Origin of the sequence: Mesorhizobium sp. B2-1-3A, from assembly GCF_006442655.1 — a bacterium.
Classification (GTDB): domain Bacteria; phylum Pseudomonadota; class Alphaproteobacteria; order Rhizobiales; family Rhizobiaceae; genus Mesorhizobium.
In genome coordinates this window covers 417,679-441,719 of record NZ_VFWK01000002.1, presented here as the reverse complement: position 1 = coordinate 441,719, position 24,041 = coordinate 417,679, and the positions used below count along the sequence as shown (strand labels likewise).

General features: G+C 63.4%; 23 protein-coding genes. 2 read left to right on the top strand and 21 right to left on the bottom strand.

The annotated features are described in order from the left end of the window. Nucleotides 1–19: 19 nt before the first annotated feature. From FJ977_RS08660 to FJ977_RS08610, 11 genes are all read right to left on the bottom strand, one after another. On the bottom strand, nt 20–1,024 hold the full coding sequence (locus FJ977_RS08660) for an extracellular solute-binding protein (RefSeq protein ID WP_140770439.1): 1,005 nt from the start codon (nt 1,022–1,024) through the stop codon (nt 20–22). Nucleotides 1,025–1,098: 74 nt separating this feature from the next. Next, on the bottom strand, nt 1,099–1,992 hold the full coding sequence (locus FJ977_RS08655; protein ID WP_140770437.1) for a MurR/RpiR family transcriptional regulator: 894 nt from the start codon (nt 1,990–1,992) through the stop codon (nt 1,099–1,101). Nucleotides 1,993–2,306: 314 nt separating this feature from the next. Then, nucleotides 2,307–2,936: a phosphonate metabolism protein/1,5-bisphosphokinase (PRPP-forming) PhnN gene (gene phnN / locus FJ977_RS08650; RefSeq protein ID WP_181179708.1), complete on the bottom strand. Its 630-nt coding sequence runs from the start codon at nt 2,934–2,936 to the stop codon at nt 2,307–2,309. Further along, entirely contained in the window at nt 2,933–4,072 is a 1,140-nt protein-coding gene (locus tag FJ977_RS08645) for an alpha-D-ribose 1-methylphosphonate 5-triphosphate diphosphatase (RefSeq protein WP_140770435.1), read from the bottom strand. The genes phnN and FJ977_RS08645 overlap by 4 nt, the downstream gene beginning before the upstream one ends. A gap of 36 nt (nt 4,073–4,108) precedes the next feature. After that, nucleotides 4,109–4,816 carry a DUF1045 domain-containing protein gene (locus tag FJ977_RS08640; RefSeq protein ID WP_140770433.1) on the bottom strand — a complete coding sequence of 236 codons (708 nt, stop codon included), beginning with the start codon at nt 4,814–4,816 and terminating at the stop codon, nt 4,109–4,111. A gap of 153 nt (nt 4,817–4,969) precedes the next feature. Further along, entirely contained in the window at nt 4,970–5,782 is an 813-nt protein-coding gene (gene iolB, locus FJ977_RS08635; protein ID WP_140770430.1) for a 5-deoxy-glucuronate isomerase, read from the bottom strand. Nucleotides 5,783–5,981: 199 nt separating this feature from the next. After that, nucleotides 5,982–6,200: a DUF3329 domain-containing protein gene (locus FJ977_RS08630; RefSeq protein ID WP_140770427.1), complete on the bottom strand. Its 219-nt coding sequence runs from the start codon at nt 6,198–6,200 to the stop codon at nt 5,982–5,984. A 43-nt stretch (nt 6,201–6,243) separates the two neighbouring features. After that, a complete protein-coding gene (iolE, locus tag FJ977_RS08625; RefSeq protein ID WP_140770424.1) occupies nt 6,244–7,161 on the bottom strand; it encodes a myo-inosose-2 dehydratase in 918 nt (305 codons plus the stop codon). 106 nt (nt 7,162–7,267) lie between these two features. Further along, the gene (iolD, locus tag FJ977_RS08620; RefSeq protein WP_140770421.1) at nt 7,268–9,118 is read right to left on the bottom strand and encodes a 3D-(3,5/4)-trihydroxycyclohexane-1,2-dione acylhydrolase (decyclizing); all 1,851 of its coding nucleotides are present in this window, start codon (nt 9,116–9,118) and stop codon (nt 7,268–7,270) included. A 34-nt stretch (nt 9,119–9,152) separates the two neighbouring features. Further along, on the bottom strand, nt 9,153–11,087 hold the full coding sequence (gene iolC, locus FJ977_RS08615) for a 5-dehydro-2-deoxygluconokinase (RefSeq protein WP_140770418.1): 1,935 nt from the start codon (nt 11,085–11,087) through the stop codon (nt 9,153–9,155). Between the two features lie 225 nt (nt 11,088–11,312). Then, entirely contained in the window at nt 11,313–12,158 is an 846-nt protein-coding gene (locus tag FJ977_RS08610; protein ID WP_140770416.1) for a MurR/RpiR family transcriptional regulator, read from the bottom strand. 238 nt (nt 12,159–12,396) lie between these two features. Here FJ977_RS08610 and FJ977_RS08605 point away from each other — a divergent pair, with 238 nt between their 5' ends. Further along, nucleotides 12,397–13,506: a Gfo/Idh/MocA family oxidoreductase gene (locus tag FJ977_RS08605; RefSeq protein WP_140770413.1), complete on the top strand. Its 1,110-nt coding sequence runs from the start codon at nt 12,397–12,399 to the stop codon at nt 13,504–13,506. Between the two features lie 3 nt (nt 13,507–13,509). Here the strand turns inward: FJ977_RS08605 and FJ977_RS08600 are convergent, their stop codons facing one another. Further along, nucleotides 13,510–14,214, bottom strand: coding sequence for a YafY family protein (locus FJ977_RS08600; protein ID WP_140770410.1), 705 nt, complete (start codon nt 14,212–14,214; stop codon nt 13,510–13,512). A gap of 129 nt (nt 14,215–14,343) precedes the next feature. Between FJ977_RS08600 and FJ977_RS08595 the strand changes: the two genes are divergently transcribed. Then, nucleotides 14,344–14,979 (top strand): LysE family translocator, encoded by a 636-nt coding sequence (locus FJ977_RS08595; protein WP_140770407.1) that lies wholly within the window; start codon nt 14,344–14,346, stop codon nt 14,977–14,979. Between the two features lie 207 nt (nt 14,980–15,186). Here FJ977_RS08595 and FJ977_RS08590 read toward each other — a convergent pair whose 3' ends face one another. From FJ977_RS08590 to FJ977_RS08550, 9 genes are all read right to left on the bottom strand, one after another. Continuing rightward, complete coding sequence (locus FJ977_RS08590) at nt 15,187–16,278, bottom strand: 3-deoxy-7-phosphoheptulonate synthase (RefSeq protein ID WP_140770405.1); 1,092 nt, start codon at nt 16,276–16,278, stop codon at nt 15,187–15,189. Between the two features lie 192 nt (nt 16,279–16,470). Next, a complete protein-coding gene (locus FJ977_RS08585; RefSeq protein ID WP_140770402.1) occupies nt 16,471–16,707 on the bottom strand; it encodes a type II toxin-antitoxin system Phd/YefM family antitoxin in 237 nt (78 codons plus the stop codon). 86 nt (nt 16,708–16,793) lie between these two features. Further along, nucleotides 16,794–17,588 carry an SDR family oxidoreductase gene (locus tag FJ977_RS08580; RefSeq protein WP_140770399.1) on the bottom strand — a complete coding sequence of 265 codons (795 nt, stop codon included), beginning with the start codon at nt 17,586–17,588 and terminating at the stop codon, nt 16,794–16,796. 32 nt (nt 17,589–17,620) lie between these two features. Further along, nucleotides 17,621–18,616: an inositol 2-dehydrogenase gene (gene iolG, locus FJ977_RS08575; protein WP_140770397.1), complete on the bottom strand. Its 996-nt coding sequence runs from the start codon at nt 18,614–18,616 to the stop codon at nt 17,621–17,623. A gap of 124 nt (nt 18,617–18,740) precedes the next feature. Continuing rightward, the gene (locus FJ977_RS08570) at nt 18,741–19,508 is read right to left on the bottom strand and encodes an ATP-binding cassette domain-containing protein (RefSeq protein WP_027040720.1); all 768 of its coding nucleotides are present in this window, start codon (nt 19,506–19,508) and stop codon (nt 18,741–18,743) included. Between the two features lie 2 nt (nt 19,509–19,510). Then, entirely contained in the window at nt 19,511–20,587 is a 1,077-nt protein-coding gene (locus tag FJ977_RS08565) for an ABC transporter permease (RefSeq protein ID WP_140770395.1), read from the bottom strand. A 108-nt stretch (nt 20,588–20,695) separates the two neighbouring features. Continuing rightward, nucleotides 20,696–21,637 (bottom strand): sugar ABC transporter substrate-binding protein, encoded by a 942-nt coding sequence (locus FJ977_RS08560; protein WP_140770393.1) that lies wholly within the window; start codon nt 21,635–21,637, stop codon nt 20,696–20,698. A 358-nt stretch (nt 21,638–21,995) separates the two neighbouring features. After that, nucleotides 21,996–22,790 (bottom strand): hypothetical protein, encoded by a 795-nt coding sequence (locus tag FJ977_RS08555; protein ID WP_140770390.1) that lies wholly within the window; start codon nt 22,788–22,790, stop codon nt 21,996–21,998. 70 nt (nt 22,791–22,860) lie between these two features. Beyond that, nucleotides 22,861–23,892: a LacI family DNA-binding transcriptional regulator gene (locus FJ977_RS08550; protein ID WP_140770388.1), complete on the bottom strand. Its 1,032-nt coding sequence runs from the start codon at nt 23,890–23,892 to the stop codon at nt 22,861–22,863. Nucleotides 23,893–24,041 lie beyond the last annotated feature (149 nt).

Sequence of the window (24,041 nt, the reverse complement as noted above, 5' to 3'; positions counted from 1 at the left end):
TTGGGCTCAGACAGCCGGATCACTGGACGAAATTATCCTTGTACCACTGCTTCCATTCGGCCTCATGGGCAGAGGCCATGGCGTCGTCGAGATGCGTGTAGGTGATGTTGGTTTCGCGGCCGGGCTTGGCGTTGACGCCCTTGATGACCGGAATGAAGAAGAAGTCCGTGTCGTCGCCGTTCTGCATGGCGGCCTGGCCCTCGGCGCTGGTGACGAAGTCGATGAATTTCTCGGCTGCGTCCATATGCTGGGTCTTGGCGCTGATGCCGAGGCCTTGCGGCAGCGACACCGAACCCTCGCTCGGATAGACCGCGACGACGGGCTCGCCGGCCGCGATCTTCGAAAAGATGGCGCTGTCCTGGTTGATGCCGACCGAGGCATCGCCGGTCAGCACGGCCTTGTTCACCTTGCCGCCGCTCGACAGGCCCGACAGCGCCTTGTTGGTCAGCGTCTTGGCCAGCAACGCCTTGCCGGCATCGAGGCCGTTGGTCTGGAAGAAGCCGGCCAGCCATTGATAGGCCGGTCCCGACAGGTTCGGATCCTTGGCCGCGACGCCGCCTGCGAAGGACTGAAGGTCGGCCCAGGATTTGGGCATCTTGTCGGCCGGCACCTTCTTGGTGTTGACCTCGATGGCGGTGGTGCTGGTGCCGGTCGGCAGGAAAGCGCGGCTTTGCGGGATCAGCGACTTGCCGAGATCGGTGAACGCCACCTTGTCGTAGGCGGCGGCGGGAATGGCCTGCAGCACGTGGTCGGCCGCCATGCGTTCCATCACCGCCGAGCCGTCGAGCCAGACGATGTCGAACTGCGGGTTGTTGCCTTCCGCGGCGATCTTGCCCAGCGTCTCGCCGGTGCTGCCGGGCTCGACGACGTCGACCGTAAGGCCGGTCTTGGCCTGGAAGGCCTTGGCCACCGGGCCGGCGAAATCGAGTGCGTCGTAAAGCACCAGGTCGGATGCCGAAACAGGCATCGTCAAGGCGAGCGTGCTCAAGCCAATTGCAAAGCAGAATGTCGTGCCGGTTTTCATGGTTATCTCCAGTAAATTGCCATGGGCAAAGTAATACCCATCATATCATACGAATGTTACTTGAACATTTTATGTCATTTCCCGGCGTTTTTTGATTTATTCCTTTTGACGCCTCGTTTGATCCACGCCTTGTCGATCGAGCCGCGCAGCGAGCTCAACCGTTCGAGGCTGTCAAAGGCGGCTTCGCTAGCCCGCTTCGCCAGCCCGATGATCATCGCCTCGAGGAGAACGATCGTGCCGCCATGCATGGCCAGGTGATCGGCCTTGCCGCGCGGAATCGGCAGCGTCTCGGCCACCTTGCCCGAGACAAGCGGAGCCAGATTGTCGCTGATCAGCACGACCGGGACGTCGATCTGCATGGCTTGCTCGAGAACAACCTCGACCTCGCGGTAGAGCGGCGCATAGGCCATCATCAGCACCGCGTCCCCCTTGCCCAGCCACAGCAGCCGGTCGGCGAGCGCAATTCCCGATACCGACAGCGCGCTGGTCGGCAGCCCGATCCGGTTGAACTGCAAACTGGCATAATCGGCCATGGCGCCCGACGGACCGATGCCGAAGACATGGCGGCGATTGGCCCGCGCCAGGATGTCGATACTGCGCTCGAATGCGGCCGCCATTTCCGGGCGCTTGAGCACATCGAGCACGCTTTCATGAATGTCGATCACGTGCCGCAACGCTGCCGCGCCGTCGTCGCCGGTCTCCTGCAAGGTGCGCGCCAGTCGCTTGCCGGGTGACGGCGTGCCGGTGAGGTCCGACAGCAGCATCTGGCGAAGCGCCGAGAGGCTATCGAAACCAAGCGAGCGCGCCGTCCGGACCACGGTGGCGTCGCTGGCGCCGGCCTGCTCGGCGATCTCGGCCGCGGACCCCAGGAGCACAGCCTGCTTCTGGTCGACGAAGAACCGCGCCATGCGCTGCTCGGCGGGCGGCAGGCTATCGAGCGCCGCCTGGACGAGGGCGTCGACCGTCATTTTCTGCTCTTCGGGTGCATCATAAATCATGGTGGCTGGCTCGTTCGCTGCCTGTAGTGATTACAACGAACGCCACGATCCGAAATGTCTGTTACAGCGGTGTGACAGTGGTGGCCAGGCGCGGGCGGGCATGCGGCCTGCCAGCGGCGAACAGCAGCGATGCACCGGATACGTGGCCGTGCGCCATGATGCCGCGAAATCAAATCTGGAGATTGCTCACGCCAAGGCGGCTCGCGCCGAGCGACTTCAGTCGGCGTGCCTCAAGTCGTCTTTCTAGGCAAGTCGTGGTGCCGGAATCACGCTGGCGAGTTGAATCAGATCATGCCCGACATGTCGGAGAAGGCCATTGCCTTGCGCAGCAGCTCGGCGAAACGTTCGCCGGCAACCTCGCGTTGGCCGCTGTTGTCGATCGAGGTGACGCCGGGGCCGGACAGGGTGACGTTGGCGCTGCGCGCCAGGCGCGCCAGCACTTCGCCGCGCGACTCGCGGCCCCGCATTGCCAGCCGCTCGGCCAGCACATCAGGCGAGGCGGTGATCTCGACAATGGCCAGATTGGCATAGCGCTCGCGCAAGGTGGGGATGATCGCGCGCGACACATTGGCGACTGCGACATGGCCATTGGCGACCGACCAGTCGACATCGGCGGGCAGGCCATAGCGCAAGCCGTGTGCTTCCCACGAGATTGCAAAGGCGCCGTCGGCCTCGGCCTCGACAAAGGCCGCGTCGGCCAGCGTGTCGTGATCCTCGCTCGCGGCATCGCTCGGCCTGGTGATGACGCGGCGGACGAACTCCAGCCGGCTCTCGTCGGCAAAGAGCGCGCGGGCGTAGCCGATCACCGTGTCCTTGCCGGCGCCACTCGGCCCCACGACGGCGACAAAGACGCCGTGGCGGATCGGAAACGTCTCGGCGGACAGTTCACGTTCGATCAAGGCCGACACCATCATGCGACCCGGCGCCCCTGACGCCAGACGGTGCGCACGACCGGAACATGGTCGTCGACACGCACGCGCACCAGATCGGCGCGGCGGCCCTGTTCGATGATGCCGCGGTCGGTCAGGCCAACGGCTTCCGCCGGGTTCTTCGAAACCATGGCGACCGCCTGCGGCAGCGAAATGCCTTCCACCATGTCGCCGAGGAAGAAGGCCGACTGGATCAGGCTGAACGGAATATAGTCGGATGACAGGATGTCGAGCAGGCCGTCGCTGGCCAGCGTGCGCGCCGAGACATTGCCCGAATGCGAAGCGCCGCGCATGACGTTGGGCGCGCCCATCAGCACGCCCAGGCCCGCGGCCTTCGAAGCGCGCGCCGCTTCCTCGGTGGTCGGGAACTCGGCGACCCGCACGCCTTGCTCGATCGCCTCGTCGACATGGCTCGACGTGGCGTCGTCATGGCTGGCGAGCACGATGCCGCGCTCCTGGCAGGCAGCGGCGATCACCGCGCGGTTCGGCGCAGAATAGCGCGCCGATTCCGCCATCCGCTTCTCGCAGAACAATTTGAAGTCGCGGTCGGTCAGCTTCAGCTTGCGCTGGTAGTAATAGGCATAGGTTTCGAGATTGACGAACTGACGCTGGCCGGGCGCATGGTCCATCAGCGAGGCCAACTTGACCCGGTCGTCCTGATCGAAATTGGCGAAGGCCTGCAGGCAATCCGGCGCCGAAACCTCGCAACGCAGATGCAGGAAATGATCGGCGCGCAGACGATCCTGCGCTACGCTGTCCTCGATTGCATCGGCCAGCTTGCGGATATCGGCCAAGGTGAGATCGGCGTCCTCATCCATGCCGACACGCAAGGCGTCGAGCACGGTGGTGATGCCGGCCGTCGCCACCTGGGCGTCATGGGCAAGCACCGCGGCGATCGGGTTCCAGCGTACCTTCGGCCGTGGTGCGTAATGGCCCTCGAGATGGTCGGTGTGCAGTTCGACCAGCCCCGGAATGACATAGTCGCCGCTCATGTCCTCGCCGGTGCGGGCAGCACCGGCATCGATGCCGGCGATGAAGCCGTCGCGCAGCACCAGCGACCCTTCGACGATCTCGTCGGCAAGCACGATGCGGGCGTTGGAAAGAACGGTCTCGGCGGTCATTTCGGGCAGTCCTTGATCATATGGGGCAGGGCTTGTTCAGGCGATTTTTCTGGCCGGTCGGCGTCCCAGCGCGTGCTGGGAAAGCACCATGAACGGCGCCCCGGGTTCGGTCTCGACAAACAGCGTCAGCGCGTCCACCAGCACAGGTTGTTGCAGCACTTCGGCGAACAGGCTGTCGATTGCTAGGCGAAGACGAGGGCTTTCCTGTGGCCCGACCCGACCCGACAGCGTCATGTGGAAGCGAAAGGTCTCGAAGACATAGGGGTAACCCCACTGGCAGAGATTGCGGAACTCGGCCGGCTTCAGCGAATCGGGGCTGCGCCGCTCGATCTCGGCCTCCGTCAGTGGCGCGCGAAAGCGGTCGAAGTCGCGCACGACCTCGTCGGCGAAACGGTTGAGCGAAGGCAACGGGCCCTCGGGCACCAGCGCGAAGAAGCTGTCGATCTGACTGACGACGAGCCGCGGTATCGTAACCACCGGCGTCGCTTCGGCGAAATGGTCGAGCCCCGCGCGCAGCGAGGTCTCGCTCTCGTTGGCCGCAAGCCGGAAGGGGGCTTTCAGTGTCGCGTGGAAGCCATAGCGGCGAGCCGAAGCGGTGTGGAAGGCAACTTCCGCCGCCGCCAGGTCGGCCACGGCCTCGACCGGCCTTGTCGCCGCGCCGAACGGGTCGCGGCCCAGCCAATTCGCGGCGATCCGCGCCAGCGGTTCGTCCTGCCGGGGGGTGAAATAGATGGCATAACGCATGGGAAGTCCTCGTCAGATCCGTTGCCATAGGTGATTTCCATGACGGATTGACGAAGCTTTGAAGGGTTTTCGAAGGCAAATCGAGCCAGGCGGTCCTTAGCCGACGATTTTTTCAAGCTGGACCAATAACTTCAGCCGGCACCGCCGGAATGATCAGGCCTTCATCAACCATTCGTGCTCGGGGGCATTGTGGAATTTCCATGTCCGCTTCGGCCCGGCCATGACGTTGAGATAGTAGAGATCATAGCCATGGCAGGCGGCGCAGGGGTGATAACCCTTGGGCACCAGCACGACATCGCCATCCTCGATCGCCATGGCTTCGTCCAGCGCGCGATGGCCGTTCTTGTCGGCGTCGGTGTAGACGCGCTGGAAGGCAAAGCCCTGCGGCGGGTTGAGACGGTGATAGTAGGTTTCCTCGAGATAGGATTCATCAGGCAGATTGTCCTGGTCATGCTTGTGCGGCGGGTAGCTCGACGTGTGGCCGCCGGGCGTGATGACCTCGACCACCAGCAGCGAGTCCGCCGGCTTGCCTTCCGGCAGGATGTTGGTGACGTAACGGGTGTTGGTGCCCTTGCCGCGCACCTCCTGGCCGAGATCGTCGGGTCCGATCACCCGAACCGGCAGGCCGCCGCCAAGACCGGGCGCCGAGCACACCGCCAGTTCCAGTTCGGTATCGGCCGTTACCGACCAGTCCGATCCCTCGGGGATATAGACCGACCAAGGCTTGCCTTCGAAGGGCGACATGCGTTCCCCGAGCAGGCCAAGATCCTTGCCGCCGGCTTTCGCGGTGCCCTTGCCAGTGACGAACACCAGGCAGACCTCGCGATCGTCCGTCTTTCCCGAGGCGCTTTCGCCAGGCCGCAGCCGATGCAGGTCGAAACCGACATAGGTCCAGCCGGCGCTTTTCGGCGTGACGTGGGCGACGCGGCCATGGCTCTTGTCGGCCTTCACGAGCAGCTTCGACATTTTTGTCTCTCCTATTCCACTGGCTTGAGGGGCTCCGTGAAGCCAAGCCGTCTGTTTGAAAGCGCCATCGCAAATCTTTGGTCGGCGCGCTTCCATCTTCGTCATCCTAGGGTCTGCGCTGCGTCGCTGCGCTCCTTGCTCCGTCCTAGGATGACGAAGGTGGAAGCGCCGCAAGCTAATCGCCAACGCACGCGATCAGTTACTCCTTCGGTTCGGCCTCGGCCGTCGCCTTGCTCTCATCAACCGGCTTGTACAGATAAAAAAACTGCCAGACGCCATAGCCGGCGAAGCCGAGCGCAATGACGCCCCAGAACGGCGTGCCGGTGGCGAACTCGATGATCGACCAGATGACGCAGACCGCGACGACGGCGACACGCCGCCACAAGGGCCGGAAGAACGGGTGCTCGGAATCTTTCATCGGGCCAATCTACAGCAACCTGCCTCGCCGTGAACCCACCGTGTCAGGCATTCGGAAAACCCTGGGTTTCGACCGTGTAACCGGCTGATGTCATCACCCGCATCAGCTCCTTGTGGCCGACCTGCGCCATCTTGAGCGGCGGGTTCTTCTTCGGGTCCTGCTCGGCCTCGACCACGAACCAGCCTTCATAGCCATGGTCGGCGAAGCGCTGCACGATGGCGCCGAAATCGAGCGAGCCATCGCCCGGCACGGTGAAGGCGCCGAGCGCCACCGCGTCCAGGAAGGACTGTTTCGTGCGGTCGAGCTTGTCGATCACGTCCATGCGCACATCCTTCACATGGACATGGCTGATGCGCTTGTGGTGGTTGTCGATGGCGCGCAGCACGTCGCCGCCGGCAAAGGCCAGGTGCCCGGCATCGAGCAGCAGCGGAATCCCCGCCCCGGAATGGCGCATGAAGGCATCGAGTTCCGGCTCGGTCTCGACCACCGCCGCCATGTGGTGGTGGTAGGAAAGCGGCATGCCTTGCTCGGCGCACCATTCACCGAATTCGGTCAGGCGCCTTCCATAGGCCTTCATTTCGTCACTGGTGAGCTTCGGCTTGGTGGCGAGCGGCTTCGAGCGGTCGCCCTGGATCGAGCGGCCGACCTCGCCATAGACGATGCAGGGCGCATTGACCGCCTTGAACAGGTCGATCATCGGCTGGATGCGGTCCTTGTTCTTGCCCATCTCCTCATCGACCAGCGTTCCGGAAAACCAGCCGCCGCACAGCGTCACGTCGGCCGCTTTCAGGATCGGCAGCATGACGGCGGGGTCGTTGGGAAAACGCCGGCCCATTTCCATGCCGGTGAAGCCGGCCGAACGCGACTGGCGCAGGCACTCCTCCAGCGACACGTCATCGCTCAGTTCCGCAAGATCGTCGTTCCACCACGCGATGGGGGACATGCCCAGTTTGGCTTTCAAGTCGTCACTCCAGATTAGAACAGTTCATTCTTTGGCCGCTGGCGCCGCCCCTCATCCGCCTGCCGGCACCTTTTCCCGTATAGGGACGGGGAGAAGGGAGCTCGCATCAATCGCCGACGCTCTGCATCTGGCGCTTCTCGTCATAGGCCTTGCGCGCCGCGTTGACCTGTGGTCGCGCCGAGACTTCCGGCACCGCCACGTCCCACCAGTGGCCGCCGGCATCGGTGGAAACCAGCGGATCGGTGTCGATGACCACAACGGTGGTGCGGTCGTTCTTCCTGGCCTTCTGCAGCGCGTTTTCGAGCCCGGCGATCGAGGGTACTTTCTCTGATATCGCGCCCAGGCTCGCCGCATGGGCGGCGAAGTCCACATCGGGCAGGATCTCGTGGCGCGCGTCCTTCAGGAGATTGTTGAAGTTGGCGCCGCCGGTCGCCATCTGCAGCCGGTTGATGCAGCCATAGCCACGGTTGTCGAGCAGCACGATGGTGAGCTTCAAACCAAGCATCACCGAGGTTGCGATCTCGGAATTCATCATCAGGTAGGAGCCGTCGCCGATCATGACGACGACCTCCTGGTCGGGCTTGGCCATCTTGGCGCCGAGCCCGCCGGCGATCTCGTAACCCATGGTGGAGAATCCGTATTCGCCATGGTACGAGCCGGGCGCGCCCGCCTGCCAGAGCTTATGCAGTTCGCCCGGCAGGCCGCCCGATGCATTCAGCAGCATCACGCCCGAGCCCATGGCCCGCTGCACGGCACCGATCACCTGCGCGTCGGACGGGAAAGCGGCGTTGGTCGACGCCGTCACCTTGGCCGCGTCGGCCTGCCAGGCCTTCTTGCCGGTGGCTGCATTGTCAGTCCAGGCGGCAGGCACTTTCCAGCCCTTCAGAGCGGCACCGAGTTCAGCGAGCCCTTCGGCCGCATCGGCGACCAGCGGCAGCGCCCGGTGCTTGCCGGCATCGAAAGGTTGGACGTTGAGCCCGATGATGGTCTTGCCGGAATTCTTGAACAGCGCCCATGAGCCGGTGGTGAAATCCTGCAGCCGCGTGCCGATGGCGAGCACCACGTCGGCCTCTTCCGCCAGCCGGTTGGCCGCCGAAGTGCCGGTGACGCCGACTGCCCCCATGTTGAGCGGATGATCGTCCGGCAGCGAGGATTTGCCGCCTTGCGTCTCGCAGACCGGAATGCCGGCGGCTTCGACGAATTTGGCCAGTTCGCTTGAGGCTTGAGAATAGAGCACGCCGCCGCCGGCAATGATCAGCGGCTTCTTAGCACCCTTCAGCGCCGCGACAGCCGCGGCAAGCTCATGGCGGTCCGGGCGCGGCCGGCGCTGGTGCCAGACCCGTTCGGCAAAGAAGCTCTCGGGATAGTCATAGGCCTCGGCCTGAACATCTTGGCAAAGCGACAGCGTCACCGGCCCGCAATCGGCCGGATCGGTCAGCACCTGCATAGCGCGGCTGAGTGCCGGGATGATCTGCTCAGGCCGGGTGATGCGGTCGAAATAGCGCGAGACCGGGCGGAAACAGTCATTGACCGTCGCCGTGCCGTCGGAAAAATCCTCGGCCTGCTGCAGCACCGGGTCGGGGATGCGGTTGGCAAAGACGTCGCCGGGCAAAAACAGGACAGGCAACCGGTTTACATGGGCAAGTGCCGCGGCCGTCACCATGTTGAGCGCGCCAGGGCCGATCGAAGAGGTCGCGGCCATGAAGCGGCGGCGGAAATTGGCCTTGGCGTAGGCGATCGCCGCATGGGCCATCGCCTGCTCATTGTGGGCGCGGAAGGTCGGCAATTCGTCGCGTACCTGGTAGAGCGCCTCGCCGATGCCGGCGACATTGCCATGGCCGAAGATCGCCCAGACACCACCGAAGATCGGCACTTTTTTGCCGTCGATCTCGGTCATCTGGCGTGACAGGAAGCGGGTCAGCGCCTGCGCCATCGTCAGGCGGATTGTCTTGCTCATTGTGTTTCCTCCGCAGTCCTTGTGCCGCGCCTTCTTATGCCGCCTTGCGTCCACGCGCGGCAAGCCACGCTTCGGTCAGTTGCTCGAAGCGCGATGCCATGTCGGCGACAGCCTCGTCATCCGACATCCTGCCGGCCAGCCACTCCTCGGCCGCGTGGACGAAGATGGTGCGGCCGACGGCAAAGCCCTTGACGATGGGTGCCTTGGCGGTGGCGGCGAAAGCCGCCTCCAGCTCGTCCTGCGGCGCTTCCAGGCCAAGCAGGACGATGCCGCGGCACCACGGATCATGCTTCAGGATCACCGCTTCGATCCTGGCCCAGGCGCCGCTCGAAGCCTGCGGCTCCAGCTTCCACCAGTCGGGGTTGATACCAAGCGCATAGAGTTCCTCCAGCGCGCGCGGAATGGTGGTGTCGTCGAGCTTGCCGTGCTTGCCGGCGATGATCTCGATCAGCAGTTCCCGGCCGACTTTGCGCGCCGCCTCGAACAGCGCACGCAGCTTCTGCTGCTGCTCTTCCTTGAGCGCCGCCGGATCGTCGGGGTGGTAGAAGCACAGGCACTTGATGCAGTGATCGACGGGCCATTCGGTAAGCTGCGACCCGATGTCCTGCGAGAATTCGAAGCGCAGTGGCCGCGAGCCCGGCAGTTCCACCGGCCGCCCGAGCCAGGCGAAGGGATGCCTGGCGAATTCGAACATCGCCTCGCGGCCATGCTTTTCGTCGATCAACATGCCGTAGCCGTCGCGGCCGGCGGCGACCTTGGCCGCCGCCTTGACCGCCAGAACCTTGAAATCGCGGATGCGCGCAGGATCGGCGCCGGCCTTGGCCGCCACGTGCTCGAGCTGCACACGATGGTCGCAGGCGAGCGCCATCAGCGAGGGAATGTCGCGCCGGCGGGTGGTCGCCCAATGGATGTGGTTGATCGCCTCGTCCTTTCGCAAGGCCCGGTGCTTGCTGCCGTTCTTGAGGAAGAACTGCAGCTCCTCGAAGGTCGGATATTCCGGCGCGCACAGCAGCCGCGACACGGCAAAGGCGCCGCAGGCATTGGCCCAGGTCGCCGCCGTCGCATGGTCTTCCCCACCCAGCCAGCCGCGCAGGAAGCCTGACATGAAGGCGTCGCCGGCGCCCAACACATTGTAGATCTCGATCGGGAAACCCTTGCCGACGATGCCGTCTTCCAGATCGTCGCTGATCGGTCCGTCATAGACGATGCAGCCCATGGCGCCGCGCTTCAGTACGATAGTGGCCGAGGACAGCGCGCGGATCGTCTTCAGCGCGCTCAGGCAGTCGTCTGCGCCCGAGGCGATCATGATCTCTTCCTCGGTGCCGACGATGAGATCGCAATCGGGTAGCACCGTCTTCAGCTGGGCCGAGACGCGGTCCGACTTCACATAGCGCTCGAAGCCTTCGGCATGGCCGGCGAGGCCCCATAAATTGGGCCGATAGTCGATGTCGAAGACAACCTTGCCGCCCCTGGCCTTCATGATGCGGATCGCCTTGCGCTGGGCGGCGTCGCTGTTGGGGCGGGAAAAATGCGTGCCGGTGACGACGATCGAACGCGCCGAAGCGATGAACGCCTCGTCGATGTCCTCCGGCGCCAGCGCCATGTCGGCACAGTCACTCCGATAAAAGATCATCGGCGAAACGCCTTCGCTCTCGACCGAGAGCAGCACCAGAGCCGTCAGGCGCTCCTTGTCCGTTTTCAGGCCGTCGGTGTTGACGCCTTCGCGCTTGAGCTGTTCGCGGATGAAGCGGCCCATCTGCTCGTCGCCGACGCGCGTCAGCAGCGCCGAGCGCAGGCCGAGCCTGGCCGTGCCGACCGAGATGTTGGCCGGGCAGCCGCCGACCGACTTGGCAAAGGAGGTGATGTCCTCCAGCCGCGAGCCGATCTGCTGGCCATAGAGGTCGACGGAAGCGCGACCGATGGTGATGACGTCGAGCGGCGCCTGTTTTAAGTCCACGGCTTCGCTCATTGGAACCTCCCGTCGGTCTTGTTGTCAGGAACAACATTTGTTTGGGTAACACGCGCGAGCGGCAGCGTGGTGCCGGGAATATGAAATAATAATTCCAATCCATAGTCAATATGGAATGAGCATTCCCGGATCGAAAAGTAAGGAATCAGGATCCCGCGGTGAAGGCGTGGGAAGCGAGAGCCGGCGCCCGATTTTGAGCCTGGCCCGAGGCCGGCGAAGACAGGCTCAGCCCTTGCGCTTGCGGCTTGCGTCGCGTCGTTTCTCGCCAACGCCGACGGTCAGCGCCATGGCCAGCGCCATCGTCGCCGACAGCGAACGGAAGCCGGCGAAGTCCGCCTCAGCAACCTCGAACCAGACCCTGGCGAACTGAGCAAGCGGTGAGAACGAGCTGTCGGTGATGGCGACGATCGGCACGCCCTGTTCGGAGATGGTGCGTGCTTCCTCAATGGTGGCCGGCGCATAGGGCGAGAAGGAGATGGCGATGACGGCGTCCGCCGGCGTCGCGAACCCGACCATTTCGGCGTTCAGGCCGGCGGCCGATTCGATCAGCTGGTTGCGGATCTTCAGCTTGCCCAGCGCATAGGCGATGTAGGTCGCCACTGGGTAAGAGCGGCGCTTGGCCAGCACATAGATGGTCTGCGCTTTTGCCAGCAGCGAAATAGCGTCTTCCAGATGCGCGTCATCCAGCGTGCGGGAAATGTCGTTGAGCGAGGTGCTGGCGGCGGCAACGAATCCGTCGAAGATGGCGCGATGGCCGGCGCCGCCCTCGGCCTTGGTGCGCAAGGCCTGCAACCGTTCGTCGTAGGACGAGTTGCGTTCGCGCAGCCGCTCGCGGAACACCTGCTGCAGGCTGGTGAAGCCGTCGAAGCCAAGCTGTTGTGCAAACCGGATCAGGGTTGACGGCTGCACGCCGGCCGAAGCGGCGATGCTGGCGGCGGTGCCGAAGGCGATGTCGTCGGGATTGTCGAGCGCATAGGCGGCGATCTGCGCGATGCGTTTCGGCAGGGTTTCGCGACGATCGAGGATCGTGGCGCGCAGCGTCTCGAAGTCGCGAGGTACCCGTTCGTCCATCGTCGGCCCGTCCAAGCTTGTCCAAGGCGCGTCAGCGCGCTTCAGACCGTTTGATTCCATGCATGTCGTTGTCTCAAAACCGCTACGCACTTTGGGCGACATGCATTGGAAGCGTCCTCTCTGCCCCATCATAGCGATGCTGCGCAAGAACGCCATAAAAAATGAGGCAGACATTCCATTTCGAGAGAAAATGGATTAATTCATCCACGCAGTGCTTCAGGCAGCGGAGAAATGGAAAATGGTTGGCGTCGGTCTTATCGGCACGGGCTTCATGGGCAAATGCCATGCCATCGCGTGGAGTGCCGTCGGCGCCGTCTTTCCGGATGTCGCCAAGCCCAGGCTCGTCCATCTCGGCGAGGTCAATGAGGAGTTGGCCCAGCGCAAGGCCGGCGAATTCGGCTTCGCCAAGGCCTCCGGCGACTGGCGCGCCGTCGTCAACGACCCGGAGGTCGACATTGTCTCGCTGACCACGCCCAACCAGTTCCATCCGGAAATGGCCATCGCGGTTCTTCAGGCCGGCAAGCATTTGTGGTGCGAAAAGCCAATGGCGCCAAGCTTTGCCGAGGCAGAGGCGATGGCGGCCGCGGCGAAGACCTCAGGCAAGATCGCGGCGCTTGGGTACAACTACATCCAGAGCCCGGCCATCCGCCACATCGGTGCGCTGCTCGAGGAGAAGATCATTGGCGAGGTCAACCATCTGCGCATCGAGATGGACGAGGATTTCATGGCCGATCCCGAGGCGCTGTTCTTCTGGAAGCACGAAGCGTCTTCCGGCTATGGAGCGCTCGATGATTTCGCCGTGCATCCGCTGTCGCTGGTCTCGGCGCTGTTCGGCCGCGTCGCCAGCGTCATCTGCGACATGGCCAAGCCCTATGCCGACCGGAAGCTGGCGGCCGGCGGACGCCGGGCGGTCGAGACCTATGATATTGCGAGCGTCTTGATGCATCTGGAAAACGGCATCGCCGGCACGCTTCAGGTCAATCGCTCGGCCTGGGGCCGCAAGGGCCGCATCGCCATCCAGATCTTCGGGTCGAAAGGGTCGATCCTGTTCGACCAGGAGCGGATGAACGAGATCCAGCTCTATGCCACCGCGGACCGTCCGACCGAACAGGGCTACCGCACCATCCTGATGGCGCCGCATCACAGACCCTACGACGCCTTCCTGCCGGCGCCCGGCCACAATCTCGGCTTCAACGACCTCAAGATCATCGAGTGCCACGAACTGCTGACGCGGCTCGCCGGCAGACCGGCGCGGCTCATTGAATTCGCCGAAGGTCTGGAGATCGAGCGCACCGTGCACGCCATGGCGCGCTCGTTCCAGGAAAAACGCTGGGTGGATGTGCGGTAATACCTACCCGCCTTGACCGCCGGCGGCCGGGGTTTCCCATCCGTCCACCCAGACCTGCCGCAAGCGGTCGCCTTCGCCCTTGAAGCGCAGCCCGGTCGGCCGGCAATCCTCGATCCGGTCACTGCGGAAATTGCGGATCGCCTGGCGAAGCTCGCACCAGGCGACGATGTTGGCGGTCTCGGCATAGTAGATAAGCGCGATCGGGCGGATGAGGCGCTCGGAGGCGCGGCCCATTTCGTCGCGGTAGGAGAGGTCGAGCTTCTCTTCGTCGCGGATGGCGCGGCGCACCAGCGCCAGGTCGATCGCGCCGGCCGAAGGGGCGGCGAACCCCCACGCATGCAGCGCATTGGCGTCGAGCGTCTGGCGCAAGATCGCCGGCACCGCGCCGGCGATCTTGGCACTGACCCGCTTGGCCGCCTGCTTGAGCTCGCTGTCGCCCGTGCGCTCCAGCAGCGCCAGCGACAGCACGATCGCCTCCATCTCCTCGATCGAAAACATCAGCGGCGGCAGGTCGAAGCCGGGGCGCAGTATATAGCCGATGCCGCGCCCGCCCTCGATCGGCACGCGCATCGCCTGCAGCGCGGCGATGTCGCGATAGATCGAGCGGATCGTCACCTCCAGCCGCTCGGCAATCATGGCCGCCGTCACCGGCTGCCGCGCCAGACGCAGGATCTGGATGATCTCGAACAGGCGTGACGCCTTGCGCATTTTCCTCACCCGGTTTCGATCCCAACTGACACACCATTGTCAGTTGGATCGACCTATAGGACTGCCTATCGAATTGAAAATCAACAGGTTCCGCTGCGGCTTGGTGGAACGAGGCGACAGGCAACTGACATGGGTTACGCGGAAAATCTCTGGCTTTTCTTTATCCTGCTGTTCGGCATCATCATCGTTCCGGGCATGGACATGCTGTTCGTGCTGGCCAATGCGTTGACCGGCGGCCGCGACAGGGGTTTGGCCGCGACCGGCGGCATCATGGTCGGCGGCATGGTGCACACGCTGAACGGCGCGATCGGCGTGGGGCTGCTGATGCATTTCGTGCCGATCCTGTTCAAGCCGCTGCTGATCGCCGGCGCCGCCTACATGGCCTTCATAGGCATCTCGCTGATGCGCAGTTCCATCACCGTCGGTCAGGACGGGCCTGCCGGCAGCCGCTCCGCATGGAAGGCGTTTCGGCAGGGGCTGGTGACCTGCCTTGTCAATCCGAAGGCGTATCTGTTCGTGCTTGCCGTCTACCCGCAGTTCCTGAAGCCGGACTACGGCCCGATCTGGATACAGGCAACGGTGATGGGGCTGATGACGGTGCTGACCCAGGCCGCGATCTATGGCGGGCTCGCGATCACGGCCGGCCGCAGCCGCAACCTTCTGATCGCCAATCCACGGGCGACCACTCTTGCGGGCCGGGCGGCCGGTCTGTTGCTCTTCGCGGTCTCGGTTTTCACCGCTTGGGAAGGGCTGAGGGCGGCGTAGCACATGGATTCTTGCGAAGAAGGACCCCCACCCTAGCCCTCCCCACAAGGGGGAGGGAATGCTGCCGCATGCCATGCCTTCTTTGGCATTGAGCGTCGGCAGTTTGCTGAGTCCAGCGCCTATGCAAAGTTCCCCTCCCCCTTGTGGGGAGGGGTTAGGGGTGGGGGTACGTGCCGGGCAAACGCCGGCAATACTGGCATCGGCTTCTCAAGCGGCTCCCTGCCGGCTCTCCAGCATGGCGCGGTGCGTCGACCGGCGCCATTCGACGGCGCCGGCAAGGCCGTGCAACACGGTCTCGGTGGTCGCCCAGTCGATACAGCCATCGGTGATGCTCTGGCCGTAGACCAGCGGCTTGCCAGGCACGACGTCCTGCCGTCCGGCGACGAGATTGCTCTCGATCATCAAGCCGATGATGCGCTCGTCGCCCGCCGCGACCTGGCCTGCTACGTCGGCCGCCACCTTGGGCTGGTTCTCCGGCTTCTTGCTCGAATTGGCGTGGCTGACATCGACCATCAGCCTTGGCGCGACGCCGATGCGGGCGAGCTCGACCGAGGCCGCCTCGACGCTCGCCGCGTCATAGTTGGGCTGGACGCCGCCGCGCAGGATGACATGGCAGTCCTCATTGCCGGTGGTGGTCGCGATGCCGCTGCGTCCGCCCTTGGTCACCGCCATGAAATGGTGCGGCTGGGCAGCCGATTTCACCGCCTCGCCGGCGATCCTGAGATTGCCGTCGGTGCCGTTCTTGAAGCCGATCGGGCAGGACAGGCCCGATGCCAGCTCGCGGTGGATCTGGCTCTCGGTCGTGCGCGCGCCGATCGCGCCCCAGGCGACGAGGTCGGCAATGTATTGCGGGGTGGTCATGTCGAGGAATTCGGTCGCCGCCGGCAGGCCGAGATTGTTGACGGCCGACAGCACATTGCGCGCCATGCGCAGCCCCTTGTCGATGTTGAAGCTGCCGTCGAGGTCGGGATCGTTGATCAGCCCTTTCCAGCCGACCGTGGTGCGCGGCTTCTCGAAGTAGACCCGCATGACGATCTCGAGTCGGTCGGACAGGGTCTCGCGCAGCGCCGCCAGACGGCTGGCATAGTCAACGGCCGCGACCGGATCGTGGATCGAACAGGGGCCGACGACGACAAGCAACCGGTCGTCGGTCCCGTTCAGAATAGCGTGGATGGCATTGCGCGATGCGCTGACGGTGCGCGTCGCCGTCAGCGTGCGCGGGATCTCCCGCATCACCTGGTCCGGCGTGCTCAGTTCTCGGATTTCCTTGACCCGAAGGTCGTCTGTGGTGGTCAACACGGCTTTCTGCTCCTGGTTTAGGAGACCTGCCGGCTGAAACAAAAAAGCCGCCAGGTCTGGCGGCTGTTCGGATGTTGTTGCTGCAATCTTCAGATCGAGCGCAATCCTCCCGCCGCCAGCGAGCTGCTAAAGTACCAATAGGTGGCGGACAGGTGGATCATGCGGCTCATATAATCGAAGCCGAGGCGTTTGTCACGTGCCTGATACAAGGAGATCGGCGCCGCGTAGCGGCGAGTTCAGAAGGAACTCCGCAAGGGTACCCTTTCGCGCAGTCTTCCGCTGCCATTCTTCGACCGAGACGACAACCGCGATTGGTTTGCCGTTTCTGGTTATCTTCTGCGGTGCCAACTGCGCGCGCTCAATGACCTCTGAGAACTGGGCCTTTGCTCCCATGACAGTCCAGTTGGTATCTCTGGACGCAGACTGCATTCCAACCCCCCCGACGGTTCTGATTTCACGGACTATGCGGGAATGGCAATGCTGCAGCAACAGGGCACGAGGCTACTTCGTTCCGACTACTCCGGTGACGACCCCGCAACGCTCTGGTCGTAGTCGACCAGCGACCCGGTCATCACCCCCGATTGCGGGCTGACCATGTAGCTGATCAGCCGGGCGAGCTGGTCCGGCTTCACCAACTGACCCATCGGCTGTGCGGCTTCGGCCTTTGCCAGCCAATCGTCGGATGCGCCGTGCCATTTCTTCTGCACAAGGTCCTCGCCCTCGGTGTCCATCCAGCCCGGCAGCACGGCGTTGCAGCGGATGCGGTTGAAGCGATAGGCGTTGGCGACGTTCTTGGTCAGCGTCATCAGCGCGCCCTTGCTGGTCGAATAGGGCGTCAGGAAGGACTGGCCAGTATGCGCCGACATCGACAGCACGTTGACGATCGAGCCGGGAGCCTTCTTCTCCAGGAGATGCGCCACCACGCCCTGCATCAGAAAGAATGGGCCGCGCACATTGGTGTCGAAAATCTGGTCGAACAGCTCTTCCGATGTTTCGACCAGCGAGCCTCGGGCCGAGGTGGCGGCGGCATTGACCAGCGCGTTGATGGTGCCGAAATGCGAGAGCGCGGTCGCCACCGCGCGCTTGCAGTCGGCCACCTTGGAAACGTCGGCGCTGATGAAGATCGCGTCGACACCCAACTTCTTGAAATGAGCGACCGCCTTGTCGCCCTTCTCCTGCGAGCGGCCGATGAGCGCCAGCGCCCGACAGCCCTCGTCGGCGAGTGCCTCGGCGACCGCGAAGCCGATGCCTTGCGCGCCGCCGGTGACGATGGCGCGTGTCTCATGATTGCGATCGGCGGATGCGCTCATCGCTTTGCTCCTGTGCCTTGGGTTCCGGGTTCTTACTTGTCGAGACGGACGGTCTTGCCTGTCGTCGCCGACTTCAGCGCCGCGTCCGCCAGCTTCAGCGCCACCAGGCCGTCGGCGCCGCTTGGCGCTGCCTTCTTGCCTTTCGTCGCGGCCGTGATGAAGGCAGCGATCTCATTGGCATAGGCGTCGAGGTAGCGGGTCATGAAGAAGTCGTGCAAAGGCGGGCGGGTATAGCCCTTCTCATTGGCCAGCTCGATCGATACCGGCCGCTGGTTCTCGGCCGCGATCATGCCTTTTGAGCCATGCACCTCGATGCGCTGGTCGTAGCCATAGGTGGCGCGGCGCGAGTTCGAAATGATCGCCTGCTTGCCGGACGCCGTCTCTAGGATGACGCTGACGCTATCGAAATCGCCGGCCTCGCCGATTTTCTTGTCGACGAGCACCGAGGCGTGCGCGCTGACCGCCACCGGCTCTTCGCCGAGCAGGAAGCGCGCCATGTCGAAATCATGAATGGTCATGTCGCGGAAAATGCCGCCCGAGCGCTTGATGTAGTCGACTGGCGGCGCGCCGGGATCGCGCGACGTGATGGTGACCATCTCGACCGTGCCGATGGCGCCGTCGTCGATGGCCTTGCGCACGGCGGCGAAATGCGGGTCGAAGCGCCTGTTGAAACCGACCATCAGCGTCGCCTTGGCCTTCTCGACCACGGCCAGGCACTTCTCCACCCGCTTGACGTTCAGGTCGATCGGCTTTTCGCAGAAGATCGCCTTGCCGGCCTTGGCGAAACGCTCGATCAGATCGGCATGGGTGTCGGTCGGCGTGCAGATGACGACGGCGTCAATGTCTTTGGCTGTCTCGATCGCGTCGATGGTGCGCACCTCGGCGCCATAGGCGCTCGCCAGCTCTTTAGCTGCCTTCTCGAAGGCATCGGCCACGGCCACCAGTTTTGCATCGGGGTTGGAGCCGACGGCGCGGGCGTGGACCTTGCCGATGCGGCCGGCACCGAGGAGGGCGAAACGAACAGTCATGGATATTTCCTCTGAGGGATGGGTTCGAGAGAGTTGTGTCCTGACCTTTCCTGTCAGGAAAAGGTGGCTGGGGTATTTTCCTGGCGCGGCGGATCGTCCCGGAACCGGGAGACCACGCCCGGCCTCAAGCCGCGAGTTCCGCCTCTCCGGTCTTGGCGCCGGTGATGTATGAGACGATGTCCTGGCCGTCGGTGTTCTCCTTGCGCAGATTAGCGACGATGCGGCCGCGCCGGAAGACGACGATGCGGTCGCACAGGTCGAACACCTGGCGCATATTGTGGCTGATCAGGATCAGCGGCTCGCCATTGTCCTTCAGCGTACGAATGATGTTTTCGACCTGCGCCGTCTCCTGCACGCCAAGGGCCGCCGTCGGTTCGTCCATGATGATCAGCTTGGAGGCGAAGGTGGCGGTCCTGGCGATCGCCACGCACTGTCGCTGGCCGCCCGACATGTGGCGGATGGTGTTGGAGAGATTGGGAATCTTCACCGCCGTGCGGATCAGCGCCGCCTCGGTTGCCTTGCGCATGTATTTGCGGTCGAGGATCGAGAACGGCCCGAGATTGAACAGCACCTTTTCGCGGCCGAGGAACAGGTTCGACGGCACGTCGAGATCGTCGGCCAATGCCAGGTTCTGGAACACCGTCTCGATGCCCGCCGTGCGGGCCTCGATCGGCCCGGCAAAATTCACTTCCTTGCCATCGAACCAGATCTGGCCGCTGGTGCGCTGCTCCACAGCGGTGATCTGGCGAACGAAGGTCGACTTGCCGGCGCCGTTGTCACCCATGATGGCGACATGCTCGCCCTTGCGCAGCTCGAAGTTGGCGCCTTCCAGCGCATGCACGCCGCCATAGCGTTTGGTGAGGTTTTCGGTCTTCAGGACGATGTCTGACATGATCAAGCCCTCAATGCCCGCAGGCGTTGGCGCCACTGGTCGAGAACCACTGCGCCGACGATGATCACGCCCTTGACCATCTCCTGGTAGTAGGCGTCGAGGCGCAGGAAGGTGAAGCCGGAGATGATGACGCCGAAGATCAGCGAACCGATCACCGTGCCGATGATCGAGCCGCGGCCGCCCGACAGCGAGACGCCGCCGATGACCGCCATGGCGATGGCGTCGAGTTCGTACATCACGCCCATGCCGGCCTGGGCGGTGAGGTTCTTGGAGGAGAGCACCACGGCGGCGAGCGAGGCGAGAATGCCGGCGATGACGTAGACCAGGATCTTGTGGTTGGCGATCTTGATGCCGGACATGCGCGCTGCGTCCTCATTGGAGCCGATCGCATAACAGTGCTTGCCGTAGCGGGTGTAGGTCAGGATCAGCTGGAACAGCACCGCCAGCGACAGGAAGATGATGACAGGCATCAGGCCCTTGCCGATCGCGGCGAAGCTGTCGGTGGGAAACGAGATCGGCTGGCCCTTGGACCACCATTTGGCGATGCCGCGCGCGGTCACCATCATGCCGAGCGTGGCGATGAAGGGCGGAATGCGCGTGTAGGCGATCAAGGCGCCGTTGACGAGGCCGGCCAGCAGGCCGCAGCCGATCGCGACCAGCAGGGGCACGATCACAGGCAGGTCGGTCCAGCCTTGCGCCAGGAACATCGCCTTGGGATTTGGATTGCCGTTGACGGTTGCCACCTGGGCAAAACTCATGGCGATCATGGCGGTGGCGCCTACAATCGAACCCGAGGACAGGTCGATACCTCCGGTGATGATCACCTGCGTCACGCCGATGGCGATGATGCCGACGATCGACACCTGCAGGATGATGATCTGCAGGCGCGCCTCGTTGAAGATCCCGCCGACGTCGCTGCGGGTGTTGAACAGGAAACTGTCGCCGAGAAAGACCCGGCCGATCACTTCAAAGGCGACGACGAGGATGACAAGCGCCAGGAAGACGTTGAGTTCGGCCGGCCATGCGCGCTTCTTCGCATCGTAGGTGAGCCCTCCGACGCCATGGGATGTCTGTGACAATCTTCTATCCTCCGTCAGCCGCGGTCGTTCCTCGATCGCCTTCAGGCGCTGAGGGAAAGAGGAGCGGCGCCTTCTTTGCGCGAAAGCGCCGCTCCGTATGTCCGCGGCTCAGTTCTTCTTCAGGAACTTGTCGATGTTGGCCGGGGTGACGAGCTGGAACGGCACGTAGACCTTGTGCTCGACCTTCTCACCCTTGGACAGCTTGAGCGCCGCATCCAGCGCGCCGGCACCCTGGCCGGCCGCGTCCTGGAACACGGTTGCATCAAGGTCGCCCGCCTGCATCGCCGCCAGCGCGTCCTGGGTGGCGTCGACGCCGCCGACGACAACCGACTTCATGTCGATGTTGGCGGCCTTCATCGCCTGGATGGCGCCGATGGCGCTTTCGTCATTGTTGGCGATGACGCCATCGAACGGCTTGCCGGTCGACAGCCAGTTGGTCATCAGGTTCTGCGCCTCGTCGCGGTTCCAGTTCGAGGTCTGCTTGTCGATGATCTTGATGAAGCTGCAGTCCGGCGTGGCGATCACCTCTTCGATGTCCTTGGTGCGCTGCACGGCGGCCTGGTTGGAAAGCTCGCCCATGATCACATAGACATTGGCTTCCTTCTTGCCGGCTTCTTTGAACAGGCGGCAGACTTCCTTGGTCTCGAGCGTGCCGGAATCGGCTTCGTTCGAGGCGACGAAGGCCTGGTTGTCCGGCAGCGAGTTCACATTGACCGGCTCGCGGTTGACGTAGACCAGCGGGATCTTGGCGGCCGCGGCGGCGTCCGACATCGCCTGCGTGGCCGATGTGTCGACAGGGTTGACGATGATGGCGTCGACGCCCGAAGCGGCGAAGTTCTTGATCTGGTCGAGCTGCTTGGCGACGTCGTTCTGTGCGTCCTCGACCTGCAGCTCGACGCCGCTCATGCCCTTGGCCTGCTCGATCATGCCGTTGCGCAGCACGGTGAGGAAGTTGTCGTCGAACTTGGCCATTGATACGCCGATCTTGGCGGCCATGGCCGATGAACTCATCAGCGCCGCGAAGGCGACGCCCAAAAGCAGTTTCTTCATTGTATCTCTCCTCCACTTTTGGTGTCCGGCTGCACCGATCTATCCGGAATCCCCGATCTCCCCGGGGAATCTCTCCCTGATATCGTTTCGTTCCGCGCTGCATTCCCTGCATCGGCTGGAACGCCAAACTCTCCGTTTGAAACAGACGTTCCGGAACGAAAGAACCAAAATGTACAGTTGGTGAAATATTTATTCCATTTTGCCACAAGGCGTCAAGGGCGATTCCAAAACCGGACGCGCGATTTTGGCCGATGCGGGAATGCGGCGTCGATGCGGGTTGGGCGAACGTGCTCGGTCCGAGGGCTGACCCAAGCCGAGGCAAGTCCGGGGATATCAGTGATGGGCTGCGGCTATCGGCCTAGAAGTGCCAGATGTCCCGCTGCATCAACAAGTCGAGCGGAGCCCGCCACACCCGGTATTTCGCCGCGGACTCTATCTGTTGACTTACGGTCAGACGATTGGCGCGCTCGAAAAAGGCTTCAATGCGCTGCCTGGCAAATAGCTTTCGACCCCTGGTGTTATAGTTCCGCAGGGGCAGCCAGTGTCCGCTTATGGAACGGCCGTGCTGCGATAACGCCACACCAATGCAGAACTGTTCGGACGTGTGTGCTCTGACCACGCCGATCATTTGCTCGATGGCCTGGTAAGCGTCAGCCAGCGCCGGAAGATTGGAATTGTGGACCCCTACGACGCCGCTATTCCACATCGGCTCGCGTCCGGACAGCCGCTGGTCCCCAAGCAAAAATCCCTTGTCCGCGATTGCCTGATAGGCGGCGGCCTTCGGCGTCCCTTCGCATTTTCTCATGATCGAGTGCGAGGCGGAGATTTTTCCGAAGCACCTCGATACATTGCCGACGGGGTAGATGTCGGTATCCATGAAAAACAGGCGATCGCAACGCCGCAACAGCTTAATGATGCCGGCCGCCTTGATGCCAAACAGGTACCGATCGCCAAAAGACATCTCGGTCATTTCTTTGGCGGTAAGCTCGATCGCTTCGATCGGATAGCCGTCGAAAACGCTTGGCCGGTCCGTCAGGACTGAAATTTTGGCTCCTGGCGTGTAGTGCAACAGCCGAAGGGCGCTGAAAAGCGCCCCGCGAGCATAGAGCTCATCCTTGCCAAAGGCGATGTACCCAAACCTGTCCTCACCCATTAGCGGTCTATATTGGCGACCGGATTCTGCGTCAACTCGGCCGGGCGACACTTGCAGGCGCAATACATCGCTAGATGTTTTCGGGCAGGTAGATTTCGAACGGCAGGAAGGTCTGTCCCGGCGCGTTCGCGGCGCCGGTCTCGATGGCATGCGCCATCAGGTCCATGAGTTCGCGGCAAAGTGCGGTCAGCGGCGTCGAGATCACCATCGTCAGGATGCCGTCGGCCAGGGCCGAACGCGAGATGGCCGTGATCTCGTTGCAGATCACCGCCGGCATCTGTGCCGGCCTGGCTTGCCTGAGTGCCGCGACCGCGCCTTCCATGCCGCCGCCGGCGACATAGCAGCCGACCAGATCGGGATGGCGGGCGAGAACATCGAGCAGCGTATCCTGCGTGATCTGGTTGGCCTCGAGATTGACCAGCGTTTCAAGCAAGGTGAAGTCCGGCGCCTGTTCGCGGAAGAAGGAGCGGAAGCCGATCTCGCGCAGCTCATGCCCGTGGAAGCGGTGGCTGCCGACGAACAGCGCGACCTTGCCCGGCCGTTTCGCCGCTTTCGAGATCATCCAGGCCGCGGTGCGGCCGACCTTGCGGTTGTCGAGGCCGACATAGCCTTCACGAATGCCGGCCGCGAAATCGGACAGCAACGAAAACACCGGCAACCCCTTGGCCTTCATCTCCTCGACGACGACCGTCAGCGTCGGGTGATCCGGCCCGACCAGCGCGACGGCCCTGCATCTGGCCGCCAGCTTGCGCGCGCGCTCGACGATTTCGTCCGGCGTCAGCGAGCTGGCGAAATCGATGATCGCGACGCCGCGGAAGCGCTGTGATTGCGACACCGCGAGCTCGAGCTGCCGCGCGAACTCCGAATAGAACACGTCATTGCCTCTCAACAGCAGGAAGCCGAGCCGGTACTCCGGCAGCTCATGGCGCATCCGCTGCTTGATCAGGCCGGCGGCGTGATAGCCGATCTCGGTCGCGGTCTCGTAGACGCGGCGGGCGGTTTCCTCGCGTACCGGCAGGCGGTTGTTCAGCACCCGGTCCACCGTGGCAACGCTGACGCCGGAAATGCGCGCCAGATCGGTGATGGTCGGCCGTTTCGCCATGATCGCCCTCGTTCCACTCCCAAACATGGATACATCATTCTGATAGGAAATGATAGAAACTATCTTTGTGATATTGAGTCTATCATGGCTCGGCGATATTTTTAGGCTCGAAGCCAATGGGTAAGCGGCATTCGCCTGGGCGGATGCCT